Raw genomic sequence first — 18,943 nt, 5'->3', positions numbered from 1 at the left:
CGTGTCGGTTCGCGGGGCAAGAACCCCCGCTCCGGCAGGATGCGGCGGAGCGGCGCGGCGGCTCGGCGACGCCGCAGACAGGAGGATCGCATGACGGTCGAGCTTTCGGTTAATCTCAATGCGGTGGCGATGCTGCGCAACCGCCGCGACCTGCCCTGGCCCTCGGTCACCGGCCTCGGCCGCATCGCGCTTGTCGCCGGCGCTCACGGCCTCACCGTCCATCCGCGGCCCGACCAGCGGCACATCCGCTTTTCCGACCTGCCGGAGATCCGGGCGCTGATCGACGAGGAATTTCCCGGCGCCGAGTTCAACATCGAGGGCTATCCGACGCCGGAGTTCGTCGAGCTCGCTCTGTCGGTGCGGCCCGAGCAGGTGACGCTCGTTCCCGACGATCCCTCGCAGCCGACCTCCGATCACGGCTGGGATTTCGCCGCGCAGGGGAGCTTCCTGGTCCCCGTCGTCGAGAGGCTGAAGGGCGCGGGCGCCCGAGTCTCGCTGTTTGCCGACGCCGATCCATCCCAGATGGAGGCCGCCGCCGCCACCTCCTGCGACCGGGTCGAACTCTATACCGGCCCCTATGGCGGCACCTTCGACGATCCGGCGGCGGCGCGGGAATGGATCGGGCGGCTGGGGGCGACCGCCGACGCGGCGCTGTCGCTCGGCCTCGGCGTCAATGCCGGCCACGACCTCACCGTCGCCAACCTGCCGCCGCTCGTCGCCCGTATCCCGCATCTCGCCGAGGTCTCGATCGGCCACGGGCTGACCGCCGACGCGCTGGAACACGGCATGGCCGAAACCGTGCGGCGGTTCCGCCGGGCCTGCGGGCAGGCGGTGTGATCCGGCGGGCCCGGCCGGCGGTCTCCTGCCGATGAAGAAGCTCGCGATCGCCGTCGCCGGCGCCGGGCCGGCAGGGCTTGCCGCCGCCGCGCTTCTGGCGGAAAAGGGCCACCGCATCACCCTCTTCGAGCGCTTCGTCGAGCCGCAGCCGGTCGGCTCCGGCCTGATGCTGCAGCCGACCGGGCTGGCGGTGATCGCGGCGCTCGGGCTGCTCGACGGGACGATGCGGCGCGGCCGGGTGATCCGCCGGCTGGAGGGACGCGACGCGGCGGCCTTCCGGCGCGTCCTCGACATCGGCTATGGCGACGGCGGTGCCGGCCGCTTCGGCCTCGGGATCCATCGCCACGCTCTGTTCGAGATCCTCTTCGCGGCGGCGGCCGGGCGGAACGTCGCCTTCGAGACCGGCTTCGACTGTGCCGAAACCGACCTCTGCGACGGCGGCATCGTCCTCGTCTCGCGCGCCGGTGCCCGCAGCGCCCGCTTTGACTGCGTCGTCGACGCCAGCGGGGCAAAGTCGCGGCTTCGTGCCCTCCTGCCCGGCGCGCATGAGCCGCGGCCGCTCCCCTATGGCGCGATCTGGACGAGCGTTGCCTTTGCCGGCGAGACCGCGCCCGACCGGCTCGTCCAACGCTACCGCCGGGCGAGCGTGATGATCGGCGTCCTGCCGGTCGGCGATCCGTCCGGCGCCGGCGGTGGGAAAGGCGGCGGCGGGAGCGGGGAAGGGGAGAAGGCCGCACTCTTCTGGAGCCTCAGGCCGGAGGATTACGACGCGCTTCGGGAGGCTGGCTATCCGGCCTTCTGCGATCGCGTCGACGCGCTTTTTCCGGAAGCGGCGCCGCTGTTTCGCCGGGCGCCCGGCTTCGAGGCCTTCACCCTTGCCCGCTACGGCCATCACACCGTCGCCAGACCCATCGGCGAGCGGCTGGTGCTGGTCGGCGACGCCGCCCATTCGGCAAGCCCGCAGCTCGGCCAGGGTGCCAACATGGCGCTGCTCGACGCGGCGGCGCTGGCGGCGGCGTTCGAGGCCGCACCGACGCTCGAAGCGGCGCTGGCGGGCTATGTCCGCCGCCGCAGGACACACCTCAGGCTCTACCAGCTTCTGTCGCGGCTGTTCACGCCGGTCTACCAGTCCGATTCGGCGCTCCTGCCGTGGCTGCGGGACCGTCTCGTGCCGGGCCTCGCAAGCACGCCGCCGCTTCGCCGTCTCCTCGGGCAGATCGTCTGCGGCACGCTCGTCGATCCATTGCCGGGCGCCGGCGCCGTCGAGCCCGATTGGCGCAAGCTCGCTGCCGGATAGCGTGTCGCTTTTCGGCCATCCAAGGTGCTTTGACGGCGGCGTCGTGGTTCTCGTCTCCCCGGCCTCCCCGAGCGGCGGCGCGGCGCACCGCCAAACGCCGATATCGTAACGGGATCAATCGGCAAGCCGGTCCGATGCCGATGTATTGGTGATCCATCGTTGCGACATGACGTAAGGTCGTATATGGATTTTCACTGTAACGTCGCGTATTCGACGCAACATGCCGGAAAGACGGCTTGCGTCGGACTGCGATCTTCTGACGCAGGGTGATCTGATCTGTCGCACGGGGGGTGTTGATGGCGGCGTCGAATTCAACCGATCTCTGCTCGAAAGCAGGCACTGCTCGTAGACCGCGAACCGCGCCGGCTCGAATTCTGATTGTGATTGTCGGATTTCTGGCGGCAGTCACGCCTTGCCTGGCCGAGGAGCGGGTCGCCCTCGTCGTGGGGGTTGCGGCCTATGACTCCGTCACCCCCCTCGTCAACACCGAGGCGGACGCCAAGGCGATCGGCGCGAGCCTCACCGATCTCGGCTTCAAGACCGAAATCCTGACGAACCCCACCGACCGCGACATCTTCTCGGCCCTGCAGGCCTTCGCGTTTCGGGCGGAGGCCGCCGACACGGCGATCATCTACTATGCCGGCCACGGCGTCGAAATCCGCGGCAAGAACTTTCTGCTCGGCCGCGACATCAAGGCGGCGAAACCATCCGACATCGAGCGCGCGGCACCCTCGCTCGGCGACGTCCTGGAAAGCGTTTCGCGGGCGCGCAAGCTGCGCATCATCATCCTCGATTCCTGCCGGGCCGACCCGTTTCAGGGCACCGCCGCGGCGAATGACGACGATCTGCGGATCGACGTCGCCTCGACGCGCCAGTTCGGCCCGGCGACGCGCTCCGGCGGCGACGTCTCCACGGCGGACGCCGCTGCCGTCACGGGCGGCCTCGCGGCGCCGTCCCCGGCGCAGGGAACCCTCGTCGCCTATGCGGCGAAGCACGGCACGGTGGCGCTGGACGGCTCTGGAAATCACAGCCCCTTCGCCGAAGCGCTTTTGAAGCGGATGAAGGATCCCGAGCTCGAGGTCGGGATGATGTTCCGCATGGTCCGCGACGACGTCCTGCAGGAGACGGACAACCGGCAGGAACCGCACATCTACGGGTCGCTCTCCGGCGTGCCGCTGTTCCTGGCGCGGCAGGGCCAGGCCGAGACCGGCGACTGGCGGCGGCAATGGGCCTCGGTCCGCGCCGACCTCACCGACCAGCTCGCCGCCATGGCGCGCGACGGCGACACGCGGTCGCTGGTCGCGCTCGCCTATATCGAGCAGAATCCCAACGATCCGCGCTACGATCCGAGACAGGCCTTCGAGCATCTGAGAAAGGCGGCGGCAGCCGGCGATCCGACCGGCCAGTTCGAGCTCGCCCGGGCATACGAGCGGGGAATCGGCATCGACCCGGACATGGCCGAGGCGCTGCGCTGGTACCGGGCCTCCGCCGACCAGGGCTTCGCCGACGCCCTCAACGATCTCGGCTGGCTCTACGCCCAGGGCGCCGACGGCCTCCTGCGGGACGAACGCAAGAGCATCGACTATTTCGCCAAGGCTGCCGAAAAGCGGCATCCCGAGGCGCTCTTCAACTACGCGGCGATGATCGACGACGGCAAGGTGCCGGGCCGCGGGCGGAGCGAGGCCGGCGCCTATCTCTATGATTCGATCCGGGCGGGCAACGAAGACGCCGTCAGGATCCTGACGAAGAACCCGAAGATGTTCAGCGCCGAGGCCATCCAGGCGCTGCAGCGCCGCCTGCGGGAGTTCGACTTCTACGACGGCTCCATCGACGGCGCCCTCGGCCCCCGCTCGAACCGCGGCCTCCAGCTGGCCGCGGGCAAATCACCCGACGATCCCGTTCCGCAACAGTGAGAGGTTGACATTGTCCCTGTTCAAGACCGTCCGATCGGTGATGTCCCGCGGCTTCGTCCTGCTTCTCCTCGCGTTCGTCGTCGCGGCATCGGCCGGCGTGAAGCACGCCGCTGCCCAGACGTCGTCCAGCAGTTCCCGCAGCGACGACTACGGGCATTATGACGGCTCCGACATCGTCAAGATCCTGCCCGGCCCGGACTCCGGCGCCACCCAGGCGATCGTCCGCCGCATCGAGGACGGAAACCGGCACTGTTCCGAGCTCGATCCGGTCTACCGGATCGACTGCCTGCGGGCGAGCTATGCCTGGGTCGCCGAAGAAGCCGCCAAGCTCGGCCCCGAATATGCCGAAGCCGCGGTCATCCTCGGCGAACTCTCCAGCGACCTCGACCGGGTGGTCACGGAGAACCTCGACACGGAGGCGCCGAGGGCGCGCTCGCCGCGTCCGGCGATCCGCAAGAAGGACACCCAATACCGGGCGGTCAAGCGCGAGAACCTCGCCAAGGCCAATGCCGAGGCGGTGCAGGCGATCGACAAGGCGGTCAAGGCTCTGCAGCGCTCCGCCACGGGAAGGCGGGCAGCCGCCTATCAGCGGATCGCCGAGGCCGTGGATTCCTCGAAGGTGCTGCTGCGATCGGCCTGACGCAGACAACGGGCTCGATCTCGGCCGGAAAGGATCTCCATGGCTGCCTTCGGCAATCGCCACCACCGCCTCGCTCGACGTCTGTGCGTCTTCATTCTGACGTCGGGTCTGGCCGTCTCATCCAGCGTCATCGGCACGGAGGCCCGGGGCGGCCCATTCTATTCCGGTCGAGGCAGTCATCTCGGCGGTGCGACGGATCCCGTCTTCACCCTCGTCGTGAGCGACGGCTATACGCGCTCCATCATCGCGCGGATCAACGACGGCAACAGCCATTGTTCCAGCCTGGAGCCCGTGTATCGCATCGACTGCCTGCGCGCCTCCTACGAATGGGTGGCGGCCCAGGCCGAGAGGCTCGGCCCCGACTATCGGGAAGCTGCGACGATCCTGAACGGCTTGTCGCGTGACCTCGGGCGCGTGGTCGACCAGAATCTCGATCGCCAGGCACCCCGCGCGCGGTCGCCGCGCCCGACCATCCGCCGGACGGACCTGGAATATCGCGCCGTCAGGCGGTCGGATCTTGCGAAGGCCAACCAACAGGCGCAGCAGGCGATCGACAAGGCCGTCAATGCTCTCCAGAGGGCCAAGTCGGCAGCGCTCGCGCCGCACTACCAGCGCATCGCCCAGGCGGTGGCCTCTTCCAAGCTGCTTCTGCGATCGGCCTGAGGGCAGCGAAGCGGCGGGGTTTCGCCGCGGGGGCCCGCCAAGCGACGCTGGAGCGCACCGTCACCCAGCGCTTTCGGTGGGCAGACGGCGATTTGCCGGCGGCGACCGCGTCAGGACCGTGTGTCGGCCGCCCCCTGTACCCCTCATCATGATCCGATCGATTTTGTCATAAGCTGCTCGGATCGGGCCAGCCTGCCGGGAGCAGCCCATCGCGCCCAGTGTCGTGGACACCTGGGGGGACCCGTGCCTCGGCGGAAGGCCACGGTGGATGCCTCGTGGGGAGTTTGCGCCTTCGAGCGCCAGTCCAGGGATCGACAGGCACTGCGGTGGCCCGGACGTGACGGAGGAGGTCGTCATTGACGACCGGAAGTCGGACTGGTTCGTGGGCGTCGACTGGGCATCGCGGACGATCGGCCCCTCGCTGCTCCACCAATCAATCTCAACCTTCGAGCAGTCGAGCCTCAGCGACACCGACATTTCCCCCCTGCCTTGTCCTCCAGGAATAGACGCGGTGGCCCGAATGCACGTGGCTGCAACCTGGTGGCGATGCAGATTTTCGAGAAGCGCTTGCACCTGCGCTGAGAAGCCACTAAAGCACCGACCGTAACGTACGGTACGGTACTGATGAACCTGGCAGCGGCGATCAATGACGGCGAGAGCAGGGCGAGCGACGTCTGTGAAGATCCGACGCCGCGCCAGAAGGCTGTGCTCGACGCTGCGCTCGCCCTCATCGTCGATCCGAAGGCGGCGCTGACCATGTCGAGCCTCGCCCGCGCCGCCTCCTGTTCGAAGGAATCGCTCTACAAGTGGTTCGGCGATCGCGACGGGCTGCTCACCGCGACCGTGCGGTGGCAGGCCGCCAAGGTGCGCGGCCGGCCGCTGTCGCGCGACGAGCTCGACCGCGAAGCCCTGAGGGAAAGTCTCGAACGCTTCGCCGGCGACTGGCTGACGGTGATTTCCGGAAACACCTCGGTGGCGCTCAACCGCCTCGCCATCGGCGAGGCCGCGGGAGGCGGCAGCGGCCGCAATCTCGGGCGGATCGTCGTCGAGAACGGCCCCGTCGCCATGGGCCGGCGGCTCGTCCCGCTGCTCGAACTCGGCCGTGAGGCCGGCCTTCTCGCCTTCGACGACGCGGGCGAGGCGTTCCGCGACTTCTTCGGCCTGGTCGTCCGCGACGTGCAGATCCGCCTGCTGCTCGGTGACCGGCTGGATCTGACATCAAACGACATTCGCGCCGCGGCAGAGCGCGCGGCGCGACATTTTCTGGCCCTCTACGGGGCCGAAGAGCGGCCCGCAGGGCCGGGATCAGAAAACCCCGACACGGCAAACAAAGGGAAGGAATGACCATGCGCGTCTATTACGATCGCGACGCCGATCTCAATCTCATCAAGGGCAAGAAGGTCGCCGTCATCGGCTACGGCTCGCAGGGCCGCGCCCATGCGCTGAACCTGAAGGATTCCGGCGTGCCGGAGATCGCCATCGCGCTGCGCGAGGGTTCGGCGACGGCCAAGAAGGCCGAGGCCGACGGCTTCAAGGTCATGTCGGTCGCCGAGGTGGCCAAATGGGCCGACCTGATGATGATGGCGACGCCCGACGAGCTCCAGGCCGACATCTACAGGAACGAGATCGCCCCCAACATCAGGGACGGCGCGGCGATCGCCTTCGCCCACGGCCTCAACGTCCATTTCGGCCTGATCGAGCCGAAGGCGACGGTCGACGTCCTGATGGTCGCGCCGAAGGGCCCCGGCCACACGGTGCGCTCCGAATACCAGCGCGGCGGCGGCGTGCCCTGCCTTGTCGCCGTCCATCAGGACGCTTCCGGCAACGCCCTCGACCTCGGCCTCTCCTATGCTTCCGGCGTCGGCGGTGGGCGCTCGGGCATCATCGAGACGACCTTCCAGGAAGAGTGCGAGACCGATCTCTTCGGCGAGCAGGTGGTGCTCTGCGGCGGCCTCGTCGAGCTGATCCGGGCTGGTTTCGAGACGCTGGTCGAGGCCGGCTACGCCCCGGAGATGGCCTATTTCGAGTGCCTGCACGAGGTGAAGCTGATCGTCGACCTCATCTATGAGGGCGGCATCGCCAACATGAACTACTCGATCTCCAACACCGCCGAATGGGGCGAATACGTCTCCGGCCCGCGCATCATCACGCCCGAAACCAAGGCGGAGATGAAGCGCATCCTCACCGACATCCAGACCGGCCGCTTCACCTCGGAATGGATGCAGGAGTACCGCTCGGGCGCCGCGCGCTTCAAGGGCATCCGCCGCCGCAACGACCGGCACCAGATTGAGGAAGTCGGCGAGAAGCTGCGCGGCATGATGCCGTGGATCAAAGCCAACGCCCTGGTCGACAAGGCGCGCAACTGATCGAGGCCTCGCGCCCGCGGTCCAATCCACGGCCGCTTTCTGTGCCCGTCCTCGCGGCTTCACCGCTGCGGGCGGGCGGGGGATCAAAGCCAATGCCCTGGTCGACAAGGCGCGCAACTGATCTCGGCGCTGCGCCCGCGGTCCGATCCACGGCCGCTTTCTCTGCCCGTCGTCGCGGCTTCGCCGCTGCGGGCGGGCGGGGGATCAAGGCCACGGCAATCGTTTGAAGGCTAGCGCCATCGGCGACGCTTCGATCTCTACTCTTGCGGGGGAGATGGGTGGCAACCCAGAGGGGGGTGCCGCGCCATCGTTCAAAAGTCCGGTGCCAAGATACTCCCCGCTGTGCCTCCAGAAGGGCGGCATCTCCCCCGAAGGAAGCCAAATCACCCTGTCTGGCTGCTGCATCGAGCGAATGTTCTCGGACCAATGCCAACGCCATGGTCGACAAGGCGCGCGACTGATCGAAGGGCGAAACGCGCCGATCCGCTTTCATTCCGACCGATCGTCTCGAGTTGCGAGTCCCGCCTTCATGGATTCGAAACCCTGAACTGCGACAATCTGGCTTGCAGGACGGGTCCGGAGGCACAGCATGAACGCGACAGCACCTGAATACGAGGGAGCCGAGCGCCGCGCGGCGCCGCGCATGCGCGTCCTCAAGCGCGCCAAGCTGATCTTCAACAACGGCTTTTCCACCTTCGACTGCATCGTCAGGAACATTTCGGCGACCGGCGCGCTCCTGACCATCGACGACAGCGTCCACCTGCCCAAGGACTTCCGCATCCGCATCGGCGAGGAGCCGGCGACGCGGCCGGCCGAGCTGATCTATCGCCGGTCGATGTTCGCCGGCATCCGGTTCCTCGACATCGGCGAGCATGGCCTGTCGGCGCCCGCGGTCCGCACCGCGCCCGAGCAGCCGCCGGCCGCAGCCGCGGCGCAGGAGCCCGAGGGCGAGCGCCGCGCGACGATCCGCCGGATCGTTCCCGAACGCCTGCCGGACGCGCTCACCAGCCGCTTCGCCTGGCGCAGGAGCCCCCGGGCCGGGGCCTGAGCGCCACCTCACGCGTCGCCGACTTCGTTCGCCGAGTGTCCGCCGCCATGCCGGCCGCTGCTTGCGGCCCGAACCGAGCCGAGGCGGCACCCGCGCCGAGCCGGGGAGAATTGTTCGGCAAGGCATCGATTCGAGGGTGGACAGCCGGAAAACCCCTCTTTATATAGCCGCCAACCGCGAAGGCGGCCGGCGGGTGATTAGCTCAGTTGGTAGAGCAGCTGACTCTTAATCAGCGGGTCGTAGGTTCGAACCCTACATCACCCACCAATCCATTCAACGGTTTGCGCCGTTTCCTCCAGAAGACGTCGAACATGTGCAAAAAGCGTCGCTTGTCGGCGCGTTGCGGGTCGTCGTCGCGTTTCGAGAGGCTTTCGAGCCGTTTCCACCGCCGTTTCCGCGCCGTTTCCGGGTCGGGCGGGAAACGCGCCGCTTGGCGGGCCGGCCCGCCCCCGGCAAGCGCGACCCTGCCAATGCGCGAACGCTTGCGTTCAGGTTGTACATTCCCCATCATCGAGAGCCCGAGCGCTTTGGTTCGACTTGCCAGCCTTTTCGAGGGGGCTGCAACTTCGTGGCAGAGGGGGTCGGCAATGGGGATCTGCAAACGGACTGGGCATTCCGAGGATTCGGCTTGGCGAGAAAAGACAAGATCCTCCAGCGAATGGAGGCGAATCCTCGGGCCGATTGGACTATCAGCGACATCCGTGCCGTCTGCTCCCAACACGGATTAGAGCTTGACCCACCCACGAGCGGAAGCCATTTCAAGGCATACAGTCTGTTGCTGCATGGCGTTTTGCCCATCCCGAGCAAACGACCCATTAAACCGACATACATTCGTCAGTTCGTAAGCTTGGTAAAGGCGCACGATCGGGCCCGACGCGGACAAGGAGGCGTGGAGTGAACGAGTACCGGATCTTGATCGCTCCTCTGCCCGACGCAGACGGTGGCGGGTATGTTGCGTACATTCCTGATTTGCAGGGCTGCATGTCGGATGGAGAAACGCCGGAAGAGGCTCTTGCCAATCTCCGAGATGCCTACGCCGAATGGATCGATACATATAATAAGCTCGGCCGGGAGATCCCCGAACCCGGTACGTATGGCCGCGCGATGAAAGCGAAACATCATGAATTCGACGAGCGAATTGAGAAGCTCGATGCTGACGTGAAGGATCTGCGGGAGCGGGCCGAGCAGTTTTCTGCATGGCTCCGATTCAGTGAGCTGACAGGTGTCGAGCCCGACGGGCCATCACCGTCCTTTGCTCCCAAGCTCTGCTAGCGTTGATGACCGTTCCCCTTTGACATGGGCAGTGCTCCTCGGAGCTGAGCGATGCCTTTAAGGTCATGTCGGGTGACCGTTTCCAACCGTTCCAGAGACATACGGCCTTTCTATTCTTTCACCCGATGCTTTTCGTCGTTCGGCTGAAGATGCGGCCGTCGAAGGGCTCGGAACGGATGCCACGCGAAGCTCCCGCCGTCGGGGCTGTTCCGTCTGGCTTCGGCCGTGCGTCCGGTCAGCGTTGGCCCGGCTTGGTCGCCCGCCCGGCTTCCGCTTTTGCTGCACATCGCCGCCCGGGCCGCTGTCCCCGAATCGGCAAAAAGCAGCGCTCTGCGCGGGCAGTCGCTGCTGCGTCGAGCGATCCCTTCGGCGGACCCCGGCGGCATGGCGTCGCGCGCGGCCGGGCGATCGCGGCAGAATCCGCCTTTCAGGCAGGTTTCGGCGATTGCCGTCCGGCGGGGGTTTTCTGCTAGGCTGGCGGTCGGTCGATCGGGCGGGGAGGCGCCGGATCCGGCGAAGCGATCCGAAAGACACTTGAATGGCCGCATCCACCCCCGCCGTCCCCGCCTCTCACCACGCCCCCTCGCGTATGCCCCGGGTCGCGATCGATCTTGCGGCGCTGAAGGCGAACTGGCGCCTCGTCGCTTCCCTCAACGCTGCCGGTCGCACCGGCGCGGCGGTGAAGGCCGACGGCTACGGCCTCGGCGCCGTGCGCGTCGCCGAGGCGCTCCACGAGGCCGGCTGCCGGGACTTCTTCGTCGCCTGGCTGGAAGAGGGCGTCGAACTGCGCGCAGGGCTCGACGCGGCGGGGGCGACGAACGCCCGCATCCATGTGCTGCAGGGGCTGGAGCTTGCGGAGGTTCCGGCCTTCGTCGCGGCCCGGCTGATCCCGGTGCTCTCGAACCTCGCCGACGTCGCGGCCTGGTGCGAGGGGCTGGAGCGGGCCGGCGCGCAGGCCCCCGCCGCCCTGCAGTTCGAGACCGGGATGAACCGCCTCGGCCTGGAATTGGCCGAGATCCCGATCGTCGAGGCTGCCGTCGCGGGCGGCGCGCTCGACCTTCGCCTGATCATGAGCCACCTCGCCAGCGCCGACGAGGACCGCCGGCAGACCGCGGCGCAGCTTCGGGAGTTCTCGGCGGTCTGCGCGCATTTTCCCGGCGTCGAGCGCTCGCTTGCCAATTCCTGCGGCGCCTTCCTCGGGCCCGACTACGCCTTTGACCTCACCCGGCCGGGCATCGCGCTCTATGGCGGCCGAGCGGGACCTGCCTCGCTCGGCCGGCTGCAGCCCGTCGCGACGCTCACCGCCGCGATCCTGCAGATCCGCACCGCCAGGGCCGGCGAAGCCGCCGGCTACGGCGCGGCGGCGAAGCTTGCCCGCGACACGCGCATCGCCACCGTCGGCCTCGGCTATGCCGACGGCTATCTTCGCGCTGCCTCCGGCGCGGGCGTGCCTTTGCGCGAGACCCGCCCGGGCGCGACGGCCTTCGTCGCCGGGCATCGCGTGCCGGTGCTCGGCCGCGTGTCGATGGACCTGACGCTGCTCGACGTCACCGACGTGCCGGCAGACCTGTTGGAGCCGGGGACACGGGCGGAATTCTTCGGGCCGAACGTTGCGATCGACGACGTCGCCGATGCGGCGGGGACGATCGCGTATGAATTGCTGACGGGTCTGGGGAGGCGGGTGGAACGGGTATTCGTCTGAATTGCAGTTTGCAGTCACGCACGCCCCGTGCACCAATCGAAAGACGCACTTCCACCACGATCGGGTCGACAGGTGAATGCAAGTTTGGGAATCATCGGCCGCGGGGTGCTGCCATTTCTCCCGTTGGTGCTGGGCGTCGGGCTGAAGTTTGCACTCATCGACCAGCCGGCGGGTGATCTTCTCGATCACATCCAGGAAGTCTATCTCCGTCCGGCGTGGATCGAATTCATCGTCACGGCCTTCATTCTCGGCGCAACCGCGCTGCTGTCCCAGCCAGTCGTCGACAAAAAGGACATCACCGTCTACGCCATCGTTCCTTTGGCCTGCTTCATCGTCTGCGTCATATTGGTTGCAGGCAGCGAAAAGGCGAAAATTGATAGTCGTTTGGTCCAGGTTTATATTCCCGGAATAATCACGGCCGTGAGCCTGGCTTTTTCAGGAGGGTGGGTTGGAAAATCCTCGAAGTGAAGAGACCTGGGGCGAGGCATTTCACGGGGTATTCGTCTATATGCGCCGGCATGGGCTCGAAGCCGTCATTGTGGGTGTCGGCGTGGTGGGCCTGATGTATGCGACCGAGTTGCTCCTCAAGTCGTTGAATTGATGCGCCGCCGAACATCCTGACGATTTTGTCGGTTTGGGAAATCTGAACGGGTCGATCTCGACCATGCCCGTGAATGGCCCGACGAGCGGTCTGTATGGGCGGAATATCCAAGAGACGGCGTCATCGAACCGACGGCGGGAACCCTCGAGCGCTGAGTCGGCCGTGCAGCACTCCCGTTGTGACGCTCTGGATGTGACGCTCGCTTGCCCCGAGGATCGGGCGACGTTCCATACCGATCGCGTTCCGGCACAGGGGAATGGGAATGACAGCGATCGTGGAGTGGCCGCGTCGGCGCCCTTCCGCCCGCGCCCGCCATCCGCTAATCCCCGCTGATGGCGAAACCCAAGCTCACCTTCATCTGCCAGGCCTGCGGCGCGGTCTATACGCGCTGGCAAGGCAAGTGCGACGCCTGCGGCGAGTGGAACACCATCGTCGAGGAGAACGCTTCGGGCGGCATCGGCGGCGGGCCGCAGCGCGGCGCCCGGCGCAAGGGCCGGCCCTCGGCGCTGCTGCCGCTTTCCGGCGAGATCGAGGAGGCGCCGCGGGTCGTCACCGGCATCGCCGAGTTCGACCGGGCGACCGGCGGCGGCATCGTCCGCGGCTCGGCGATCCTCATCGGCGGCGATCCCGGCATCGGCAAGTCGACGCTCCTGATGCAGGCGGCCGCCGCCCTGTCGCGGCGCGGCCACCGGGTCGTCTACGTGTCGGGCGAGGAGGCGGTGGCACAGGTGCGGCTGAGGGCCCAGCGGCTTGCCGCCGCCGACACCGCCGTCGAGCTCCTCGCCGAGACCAATGTGGAGGACATCCTCGCGACCCTCGCCGAGGCGAGGCGGCCGGATCTCGTCATCGTCGATTCGATCCAGACGCTGTGGAGCGACGCCGCCGAGGCCGCCCCGGGTACGGTCACCCAGGTGCGCACCGCCGCCCAGCTGATGATCCGCTTCGCCAAGGCCTCCGGCGCGGCGGTGATCCTCGTCGGCCACGTCACCAAGGACGGCCAGATCGCCGGCCCGCGCGTCGTCGAGCACATGGTCGATGCCGTCCTCTATTTCGAGGGCGAGGGCGGCCACCATTTCCGCATCCTGAGGACGGTGAAGAACCGCTTCGGCCCGACCGACGAGATCGGCGTCTTCGAGATGGGCGGGGAGGGGCTGAGGGAAGTCGCCAACCCGTCCGAGCTCTTTCTCGGCGAGCGCAACGCCAAGGCGCCGGGCGCCGCCGTCTTCGCCGGTATGGAGGGCACGCGGCCGGTGCTGGTCGAGATCCAGGCGCTCGTCGCGCCCTCGGCGCTCGGGACGCCGCGGCGGGCGGTCGTCGGCTGGGATCAGCCGCGGCTCGCCATGGTGCTCGCCGTGCTCGACGCCCATTGCGGGGTGCGGCTTTCCCAGCACGACGTCTATCTGAACGTCGCCGGCGGCTTCCGCATATCCGAGCCGGCGGCCGATCTCGCGGTCGCCGCCGCCCTCGTCTCGTCGCTCTCCGGGGCGCCGCTGCCGCCCGACTGCGTCTATTTCGGCGAGATCAGCCTGTCAGGCGCGGTGCGCCCCGTCGCCCATGCGGCGCAGCGGCTGAAGGAGGCGGAAAAGCTCGGCTTTTCCCGCTCGGTCCTGCCGGCGGCGAGCGCCGACCTGCCGAAATCCCACGCCATGCGGGTCGGCGAGGTCGAGGCGCTGCCCGATCTCGTGGCGCAGGTGGCGGGCGGCTCGATCCCCCGCCCGGAGGAGGGCGCTTGAGCTTTGTGCGAATCTCTTAGTGAAAATCCGGCCGCAAGACGCTAATGGGTGTCGTGCCCGGATGCAGCCGGGCCCGACGTCACTGGTCTCGAAGGTTCCTGATGCCCGTCACCCTCCTCGACGCGATCCTCGTTGCGATCATGCTGGTCTCGGCACTGCTCGCCATGGTGCGCGGCTTCTCCCGCGAGGTGCTGTCGATCGTCGCCTGGGCGGTCGCGGCGATCGTCGCCTTCCTGTTCTACGGCGAGCTCACCCCCTATGCCCAGCAATACGTCTCATCGCGGACCGTCGCGATGGCCGGCTCGGCGGCGGTGATCTTCATCGTCACGCTGATCATCGTCTCCTTCATCACGCTGAGAATCGCCGATTTCATCATCGACAGCCGCATCGGCGCCCTCGACCGGGTGCTCGGCTTCATCTTCGGCGCGGTGCGGGGCCTGCTCCTCGTCGTCGTCGCCATGCTGTTCTTCAACTGGCTGGCGCCGGAGAACCAGCCGTCCTGGATCACCAACGCCGCCTCGAAGCCCTATCTCGACGATCTCGGCAAGCAGCTCGTCGCCGCCCTGCCGGACAATCCGGAAGGGCTGATCATGGACCAGATCGACAAGCTGAAGGAAGGCGAGCCGGGAACCGGGGAGGGTCAGGCGCCGGCCGGCGACGAGCCGACCTCCGTCGAAGGCGCGATCCAGGGCGCCGAGCCCGCCCAGCCGGATGCCGCCAACCCGGCGCCCGACACCGACGGAGCCCCGGCCAATTGACCGGCGAAAGGGCGGACGGGCGTTTTCCGGCGCGCGACTCGCGCTTGCCCGCCGCACGGACTATATCAGAGCCATTCGAATCCCAGCGAGCGGAACGCAGATAGGCCATGGACGAAACGCCATTCGGCGACGACACGCTGCATGAGGAATGCGGCGTGTTCGGCATTTTCCAGAGGGCGGACGCCGCCGCCGTCGTGACGCTCGGGCTGCATGCGCTCCAGCATCGCGGCCAGGAGGCGGCGGGGATCGTGTCCCATGACGGGGCGCAGTTCCACGTCGAGCGCCATGCCGGCCTGATCGGCGACACCTTCACCAAGGCCGCGGTGCTGGAGCGTCTGCCGGGCACGGCGGCGATCGGCCACACCCGCTACGCCACCACCGGAGGCGGCGGCCTTCGAAACGTCCAGCCGTTCTTCGCCGAGCTCTCGGCCGGCGGCTTCGCCGTCGCCCACAACGGCAACATCACCAACGCCCTGACGGTGCAGCGCGAGCTGCAGCGGCGCGGCTCGATCTTCTCCTCGACCTCCGACACCGAGACGATCCTGCATCTCGTCGCGACCAGCGGCGCGCGGATGTTCGTCGACAAGCTGATCGACGCCCTGTCCAGGCTCGAGGGCGCCTTCTCGCTGGTCGGGCTCTCGTCGAGCTCGATGATCGGCGTGCGCGATCCGCTCGGCATCCGGCCGCTGGTCCTCGGCGAGTTCGAGGGCGCGCCGATCCTCGCCTCGGAGACCTGCGCCCTCGACATCATCGGCGCCGAGTTCGTCCGCGACATCGAGCCGGGCGAGATGGTCGTCATCACCGAGAGCGGCGTCGAGAGCATCTTCCCGTTCCAGGCCCGCCGGCGACGCTTCTGCATCTTCGAATACGTCTATTTCGCCCGGCCGGATTCCAACGTCGAAGGCCGCAACGTCTACGACATCCGCAAGAAGATCGGCATCGAGCTCGCCCGCGAGAGCCATGTCGACGCCGACGTCGTCGTGCCGGTGCCCGATTCCGGCGTGCCGGCGGCCATCGGCTACGGCCAGGAGGCGGCGCTTCCCTTCGAGCTCGGCATCATCCGCAACCATTATGTCGGCCGCACCTTCATCCAGCCGACGGATTCCATCCGCCACATGGGCGTCAAGCTGAAGCACAACGCCAACCGCTCGATGATCGAGGGCAAGCGCGTCGTGCTCGTCGACGATTCGATCGTCCGCGGCACCACCAGCCAGAAGATCGTCCAGATGGTCCGCGAGGCGGGCGCAAGCGAGGTGCACATGCGGATCGCCTCGCCGCCGACCTCCGCCTCGTGCTTCTACGGCGTCGACACGCCGGAAAAGGCCAAGCTCCTCGCCTCGCGCATGAGCATCGCGGAGATGGCCGACTTCATCCAGGTGGATTCGCTGGCGTTTCTTTCGATCGACGGGCTCTACCGCGCCTGCGGCGAGGCCGGCCGCTCGAAGATCTCGCCGCAGTTCTGCGACGCCTGCTTCACCGGCGACTACCCGACGTCGCTCACCGACCAGGACGGAGCGGACAACGTCCGGCAGCTGTCGCTGCTCGGCGGCGCCGGCTGAGCGGCGGCTGAGCGGCGGCCGGCCGCTTGCGCGCCGGATGACGGGAACGAAGGACGGAAGGGTCTGACCATGGGCGGGAGGCTCGAAGGCAGGATCGCGCTGGTGACCGGCGCATCGCGCGGCATCGGCTACCAGATCGCCAGGCAGCTGGCGGGAGAGGGCGCTCACGTCGTCGCGCTCGCCCGCACCGTCGGCGGCCTCGAAGAACTCGACGACGAGATCCGCTCGGCCGGCGGCAGCGCCACCCTCGTGCCCCTCGACCTTTCCGACATGGGCGGCATCGACCGGCTCGGCGGCGCCATCAAGGAGCGCTGGGGCAGGCTCGACGTGATGGTCGCCAATGCCGGCCTCCTCGGCATTCTCTCGCCGATCGGCCACATCGAGGCGAAGGTCTTCGAGAAGACGATGACGGTGAACGTCACCGCCACCTGGCGCCTCATCCGCTCGCTCGATCCGCTGCTGCGGGCGTCCGATGCCGGCCGGGCCATCGTCATGTCCTCGGGCGCTGCCCATTCCGCCAAGGCCTACTGGTCGCTCTATGCCGCGACCAAGGCGGCCTGCGAGGCGATGGTGCGCTCCTGGGCGAACGAGACGATGAACACGCAGCTGCGGGTCAACGCCGTCAATCCCGGCGCGACCCGCACCCGCATGCGGGCCGAGGCGATGCCGGGCGAGGACCCGAAGACGCTGCCGACCGCCCGCGAGGTCGCCGCGAAGATCGTGCCGCTGGCGTTTCCCGACGTCACCGAGACGGGGAAGATCTTCGACGTGCGCGAGAACCGGTTCCTGACCTACCAGAACCCGGCGTGAGGGCATCCGAGCGTCGTCATCCCCGGGCTTGCCCCCGCCGCCGTGACCCTCCCGGCAGCGCGGAAGATGGCTGTCTTCCGTGGCGGCAGGGTCGACGCTCTGGAATGGATCCCGGGTCAAGCCCGGGATGACGAAGCGTCTGTGGCGCTGCCGGCTTCGTCACACTGTCCCACCTCGGTCCTGCGTCAGGCGTGCACCGCCTTGTCAGGAAAGGGATCGATCCTCGAAGCCTCGTCATCCCGGGCTTGCCCCCGCCGCCGTGACCCTCCCGGCAGTTCGGCATGCGGCGGTCTTCCGTATCGGCAGGGTCGACGGTCTGGAATGGATCCCGGGTCAAGCCCGGGATGACGAAGCGTCTGTGGCGCTGCCGGCTTCGTCACGCTGTCCCACCTCGGTCCTGCGTCAGGCGTGCATCGCCTTGTCAGGAAAGGGATCGATCCTCGAAGCGTCGTCATCCCGGGCTTGACCCGGGATCCATGCCTCAGCGCCGAAACCGTCCCGGCGGTGCAGACGAGGAAGCGTCCACGGCGGGATGAGCATGCTTCGCCTTCACCCCACTGCCGGCCTCACGCCACCCGTCGCCCCTCGCGCCACACCGACCGCACCACCGGCGGCTCGCCGGGCGTGTGGGCGACCCGGATCAGATCCGCCCGCATCCCCGCATCGATGATCCCGCGATCCGTCAGCCCGACGGCCGCGGCCGGGTTCGTCGCGGCGAGCCGCGTTGCGGCCGGCAGCGAGACGGCGCCGGTCTCCGCCAGTGCGAACACCGCCTGGATCAGGCTGAACGGCACGTAGTCGGAGGAGAGGATGTCGAGCAGCCCGGCGCGCAGGAGTTCGATCGCCGAAACGTTGCCGGAATGCGATCCGCCGCGCACGACGTTGGGCGCGCCCATCAGCACCTTCATGCCCGCCTCCCGGGAGGCACTTGCCGCGGCGACCGAGGTCGGAAACTCCGCGATCAGCGTCTCGAGGGCGATCGACTCCTCGACATGGGCGAGCGTCGCGTCGTCATGCGAGGCGAGGGCGATGGAGCGCCGCCGGCATTCCGCCGCGATCGCCCGGCGATGCGGCGCGGCGTTCTTCTGCGACTGGGCGATGCGGGCCGCGGCGAAGGCCTCGAACGCCGCGTCGTCCATGCCGAACTTGTCGGCGAGATAGGCCTTCAGCTTGCCGAGATCGTGGAACTGCCGCTGGCCGGGCGCATGGTCCATGAGCGAGACGAGCCTGAGACGCGGATTGTCCTTCAACAGGTCGAATCCGTCGATCACGTCGTCGGCCGAGACCTCGCAGCGCAGATGCAGGAAGTGATCGGCGCGCAGCCGCCCTTCCGCCGCCGCGCGATCGAGCGCTGTGGCGAGCCGGGCGACCGTTTCGGCGTCGGAGCGGGTGTTCTCGTCCGTCCCCACCCGCATCGCGTCGAAGACGGTGGTGATGCCCGACGTCGCGATCTGTCCGTCATGGGCCTGGATCGCCGCCATGTCGTTCCAGACGACGCTCGAGCGCGGATGGTGGTGGCCTTCGATCTGGTCGGTGTGGAGTTCGACGAGACCGGGCAGGAGAAGGTCGCCGGCAAGGTCCGTGCCGCCGGTGAGCCGGCCGGGCAGGATCTCGGCGATGCGCCCGCCGACGATCCCGACCGCACCCTCGACGACCGCATCCGCAAGGACGATGCGGGCATTGGCGAGGATGGTTTCGTTGTCCATGGGTCCGTCCGATGGCGTGCGAGGATGGCGACCGGGCA

Annotated in this window: 16 protein-coding genes and 1 tRNA gene; 16 read left to right on the top strand and 1 reads right to left on the bottom strand. The window is 68.0% G+C overall.

Annotation, left to right across the window (positions count from 1 at the left end; translation table 11 throughout):
* The first annotated feature begins 90 nt into the window (after window positions 1–90).
* The 16 genes from J1C47_RS19375 to J1C47_RS19300 all read left to right on the top strand — a co-directional run bounded on the left by J1C47_RS19375 (window position 91) and on the right by J1C47_RS19300 (window position 17,199).
* Complete coding sequence (locus tag J1C47_RS19375) at window positions 91–837, top strand: pyridoxine 5'-phosphate synthase (protein WP_207352443.1); 747 nt, start codon at window positions 91–93, stop codon at window positions 835–837.
* A 31-nt stretch (window positions 838–868) separates the two neighbouring features.
* Window positions 869–2,134: an FAD-dependent oxidoreductase gene (locus tag J1C47_RS19370; protein ID WP_207352442.1), complete on the top strand. Its 1,266-nt coding sequence runs from the start codon at window positions 869–871 to the stop codon at window positions 2,132–2,134.
* Window positions 2,135–2,514: 380 nt separating this feature from the next.
* Window positions 2,515–4,047: a caspase family protein gene (locus J1C47_RS19365; protein WP_207352441.1), complete on the top strand. Its 1,533-nt coding sequence runs from the start codon at window positions 2,515–2,517 to the stop codon at window positions 4,045–4,047.
* A gap of 10 nt (window positions 4,048–4,057) precedes the next feature.
* Window positions 4,058–4,687 carry a hypothetical protein gene (locus tag J1C47_RS19360; protein WP_207352440.1) on the top strand — a complete coding sequence of 210 codons (630 nt, stop codon included), beginning with the start codon at window positions 4,058–4,060 and terminating at the stop codon, window positions 4,685–4,687.
* A gap of 39 nt (window positions 4,688–4,726) precedes the next feature.
* On the top strand, window positions 4,727–5,350 hold the full coding sequence (locus tag J1C47_RS19355) for a hypothetical protein (RefSeq protein ID WP_207352439.1): 624 nt from the start codon (window positions 4,727–4,729) through the stop codon (window positions 5,348–5,350).
* A 624-nt stretch (window positions 5,351–5,974) separates the two neighbouring features.
* Complete coding sequence (locus J1C47_RS19350) at window positions 5,975–6,694, top strand: TetR/AcrR family transcriptional regulator (protein WP_207352438.1); 720 nt, start codon at window positions 5,975–5,977, stop codon at window positions 6,692–6,694.
* A gap of 2 nt (window positions 6,695–6,696) precedes the next feature.
* Entirely contained in the window at window positions 6,697–7,716 is a 1,020-nt protein-coding gene (gene ilvC / locus J1C47_RS19345; protein ID WP_207352467.1) for a ketol-acid reductoisomerase, read from the top strand.
* A gap of 589 nt (window positions 7,717–8,305) precedes the next feature.
* Window positions 8,306–8,764 carry a PilZ domain-containing protein gene (locus tag J1C47_RS19340; protein WP_207352437.1) on the top strand — a complete coding sequence of 153 codons (459 nt, stop codon included), beginning with the start codon at window positions 8,306–8,308 and terminating at the stop codon, window positions 8,762–8,764.
* Window positions 8,765–8,955: 191 nt separating this feature from the next.
* Window positions 8,956–9,031: transfer RNA gene (locus J1C47_RS19335), tRNA-Lys, on the top strand.
* Window positions 9,032–9,658: 627 nt separating this feature from the next.
* Window positions 9,659–10,036 (top strand): type II toxin-antitoxin system HicB family antitoxin, encoded by a 378-nt coding sequence (locus tag J1C47_RS19330; protein WP_207352436.1) that lies wholly within the window; start codon window positions 9,659–9,661, stop codon window positions 10,034–10,036.
* A 538-nt stretch (window positions 10,037–10,574) separates the two neighbouring features.
* A complete protein-coding gene (alr, locus tag J1C47_RS19325) occupies window positions 10,575–11,738 on the top strand; it encodes an alanine racemase (RefSeq protein WP_207352435.1) in 1,164 nt (387 codons plus the stop codon).
* 84 nt (window positions 11,739–11,822) lie between these two features.
* Window positions 11,823–12,206: a hypothetical protein gene (locus tag J1C47_RS19320; RefSeq protein WP_207352434.1), complete on the top strand. Its 384-nt coding sequence runs from the start codon at window positions 11,823–11,825 to the stop codon at window positions 12,204–12,206.
* Between the two features lie 465 nt (window positions 12,207–12,671).
* Entirely contained in the window at window positions 12,672–14,072 is a 1,401-nt protein-coding gene (gene radA, locus J1C47_RS19315) for a DNA repair protein RadA (protein ID WP_207352433.1), read from the top strand.
* Between the two features lie 101 nt (window positions 14,073–14,173).
* Window positions 14,174–14,830, top strand: a complete 657-nt coding sequence (locus J1C47_RS19310) for a CvpA family protein (protein ID WP_207352432.1) — start codon at window positions 14,174–14,176, stop codon at window positions 14,828–14,830.
* 107 nt (window positions 14,831–14,937) lie between these two features.
* Window positions 14,938–16,389 (top strand): amidophosphoribosyltransferase, encoded by a 1,452-nt coding sequence (gene purF / locus J1C47_RS19305; protein WP_207352431.1) that lies wholly within the window; start codon window positions 14,938–14,940, stop codon window positions 16,387–16,389.
* A 69-nt stretch (window positions 16,390–16,458) separates the two neighbouring features.
* Window positions 16,459–17,199, top strand: a complete 741-nt coding sequence (locus J1C47_RS19300) for an SDR family NAD(P)-dependent oxidoreductase (RefSeq protein ID WP_207352430.1) — start codon at window positions 16,459–16,461, stop codon at window positions 17,197–17,199.
* A 566-nt stretch (window positions 17,200–17,765) separates the two neighbouring features.
* Here the strand turns inward: J1C47_RS19300 and J1C47_RS19295 are convergent.
* Window positions 17,766–18,905, bottom strand: a complete 1,140-nt coding sequence (locus J1C47_RS19295) for an alpha-D-ribose 1-methylphosphonate 5-triphosphate diphosphatase (protein WP_207352429.1) — start codon at window positions 18,903–18,905, stop codon at window positions 17,766–17,768.
* Window positions 18,906–18,943 lie beyond the last annotated feature (38 nt).

The sequence above is a fragment of the Jiella sonneratiae genome, from assembly GCF_017353515.1.
GTDB classification, from domain to species: Bacteria; Pseudomonadota; Alphaproteobacteria; order Rhizobiales; family Rhizobiaceae; genus Jiella; species Jiella sonneratiae.
The sequence above is the reverse complement of the archived record's forward strand: the minus strand, read 5'-3'. Positions and strand labels throughout refer to the sequence as shown.

Bases quoted from the DNA above. Each gene is read 5' to 3' on its own strand.
- J1C47_RS19310 (WP_207352432.1), top strand. From the start codon at position 14,174: ATGCCCGTCACCCTCCTCGACGCGATCCTCGTTGCGATCATGCTGGTC.
- J1C47_RS19340 (WP_207352437.1), top strand. From the start codon at position 8,306: ATGAACGCGACAGCACCTGAATACGAGGGAGCCGAGCGCCGCGCGGCG.
- J1C47_RS19295 (WP_207352429.1), bottom strand. From the start codon at position 18,905: ATGGACAACGAAACCATCCTCGCCAATGCCCGCATCGTCCTTGCGGAT.
- J1C47_RS19300 (WP_207352430.1), top strand. From the start codon at position 16,459: ATGGGCGGGAGGCTCGAAGGCAGGATCGCGCTGGTGACCGGCGCATCG.
- radA (WP_207352433.1), top strand. From the start codon at position 12,672: ATGGCGAAACCCAAGCTCACCTTCATCTGCCAGGCCTGCGGCGCGGTC.
- ilvC (WP_207352467.1), top strand. From the start codon at position 6,697: ATGCGCGTCTATTACGATCGCGACGCCGATCTCAATCTCATCAAGGGC.
- purF (WP_207352431.1), top strand. From the start codon at position 14,938: ATGGACGAAACGCCATTCGGCGACGACACGCTGCATGAGGAATGCGGC.
- J1C47_RS19375 (WP_207352443.1), top strand. From the start codon at position 91: ATGACGGTCGAGCTTTCGGTTAATCTCAATGCGGTGGCGATGCTGCGC.
- J1C47_RS19355 (WP_207352439.1), top strand. From the start codon at position 4,727: ATGGCTGCCTTCGGCAATCGCCACCACCGCCTCGCTCGACGTCTGTGC.
- J1C47_RS19350 (WP_207352438.1), top strand. From the start codon at position 5,975: ATGAACCTGGCAGCGGCGATCAATGACGGCGAGAGCAGGGCGAGCGAC.
- J1C47_RS19370 (WP_207352442.1), top strand. From the start codon at position 869: ATGAAGAAGCTCGCGATCGCCGTCGCCGGCGCCGGGCCGGCAGGGCTT.
- alr (WP_207352435.1), top strand. From the start codon at position 10,575: ATGGCCGCATCCACCCCCGCCGTCCCCGCCTCTCACCACGCCCCCTCG.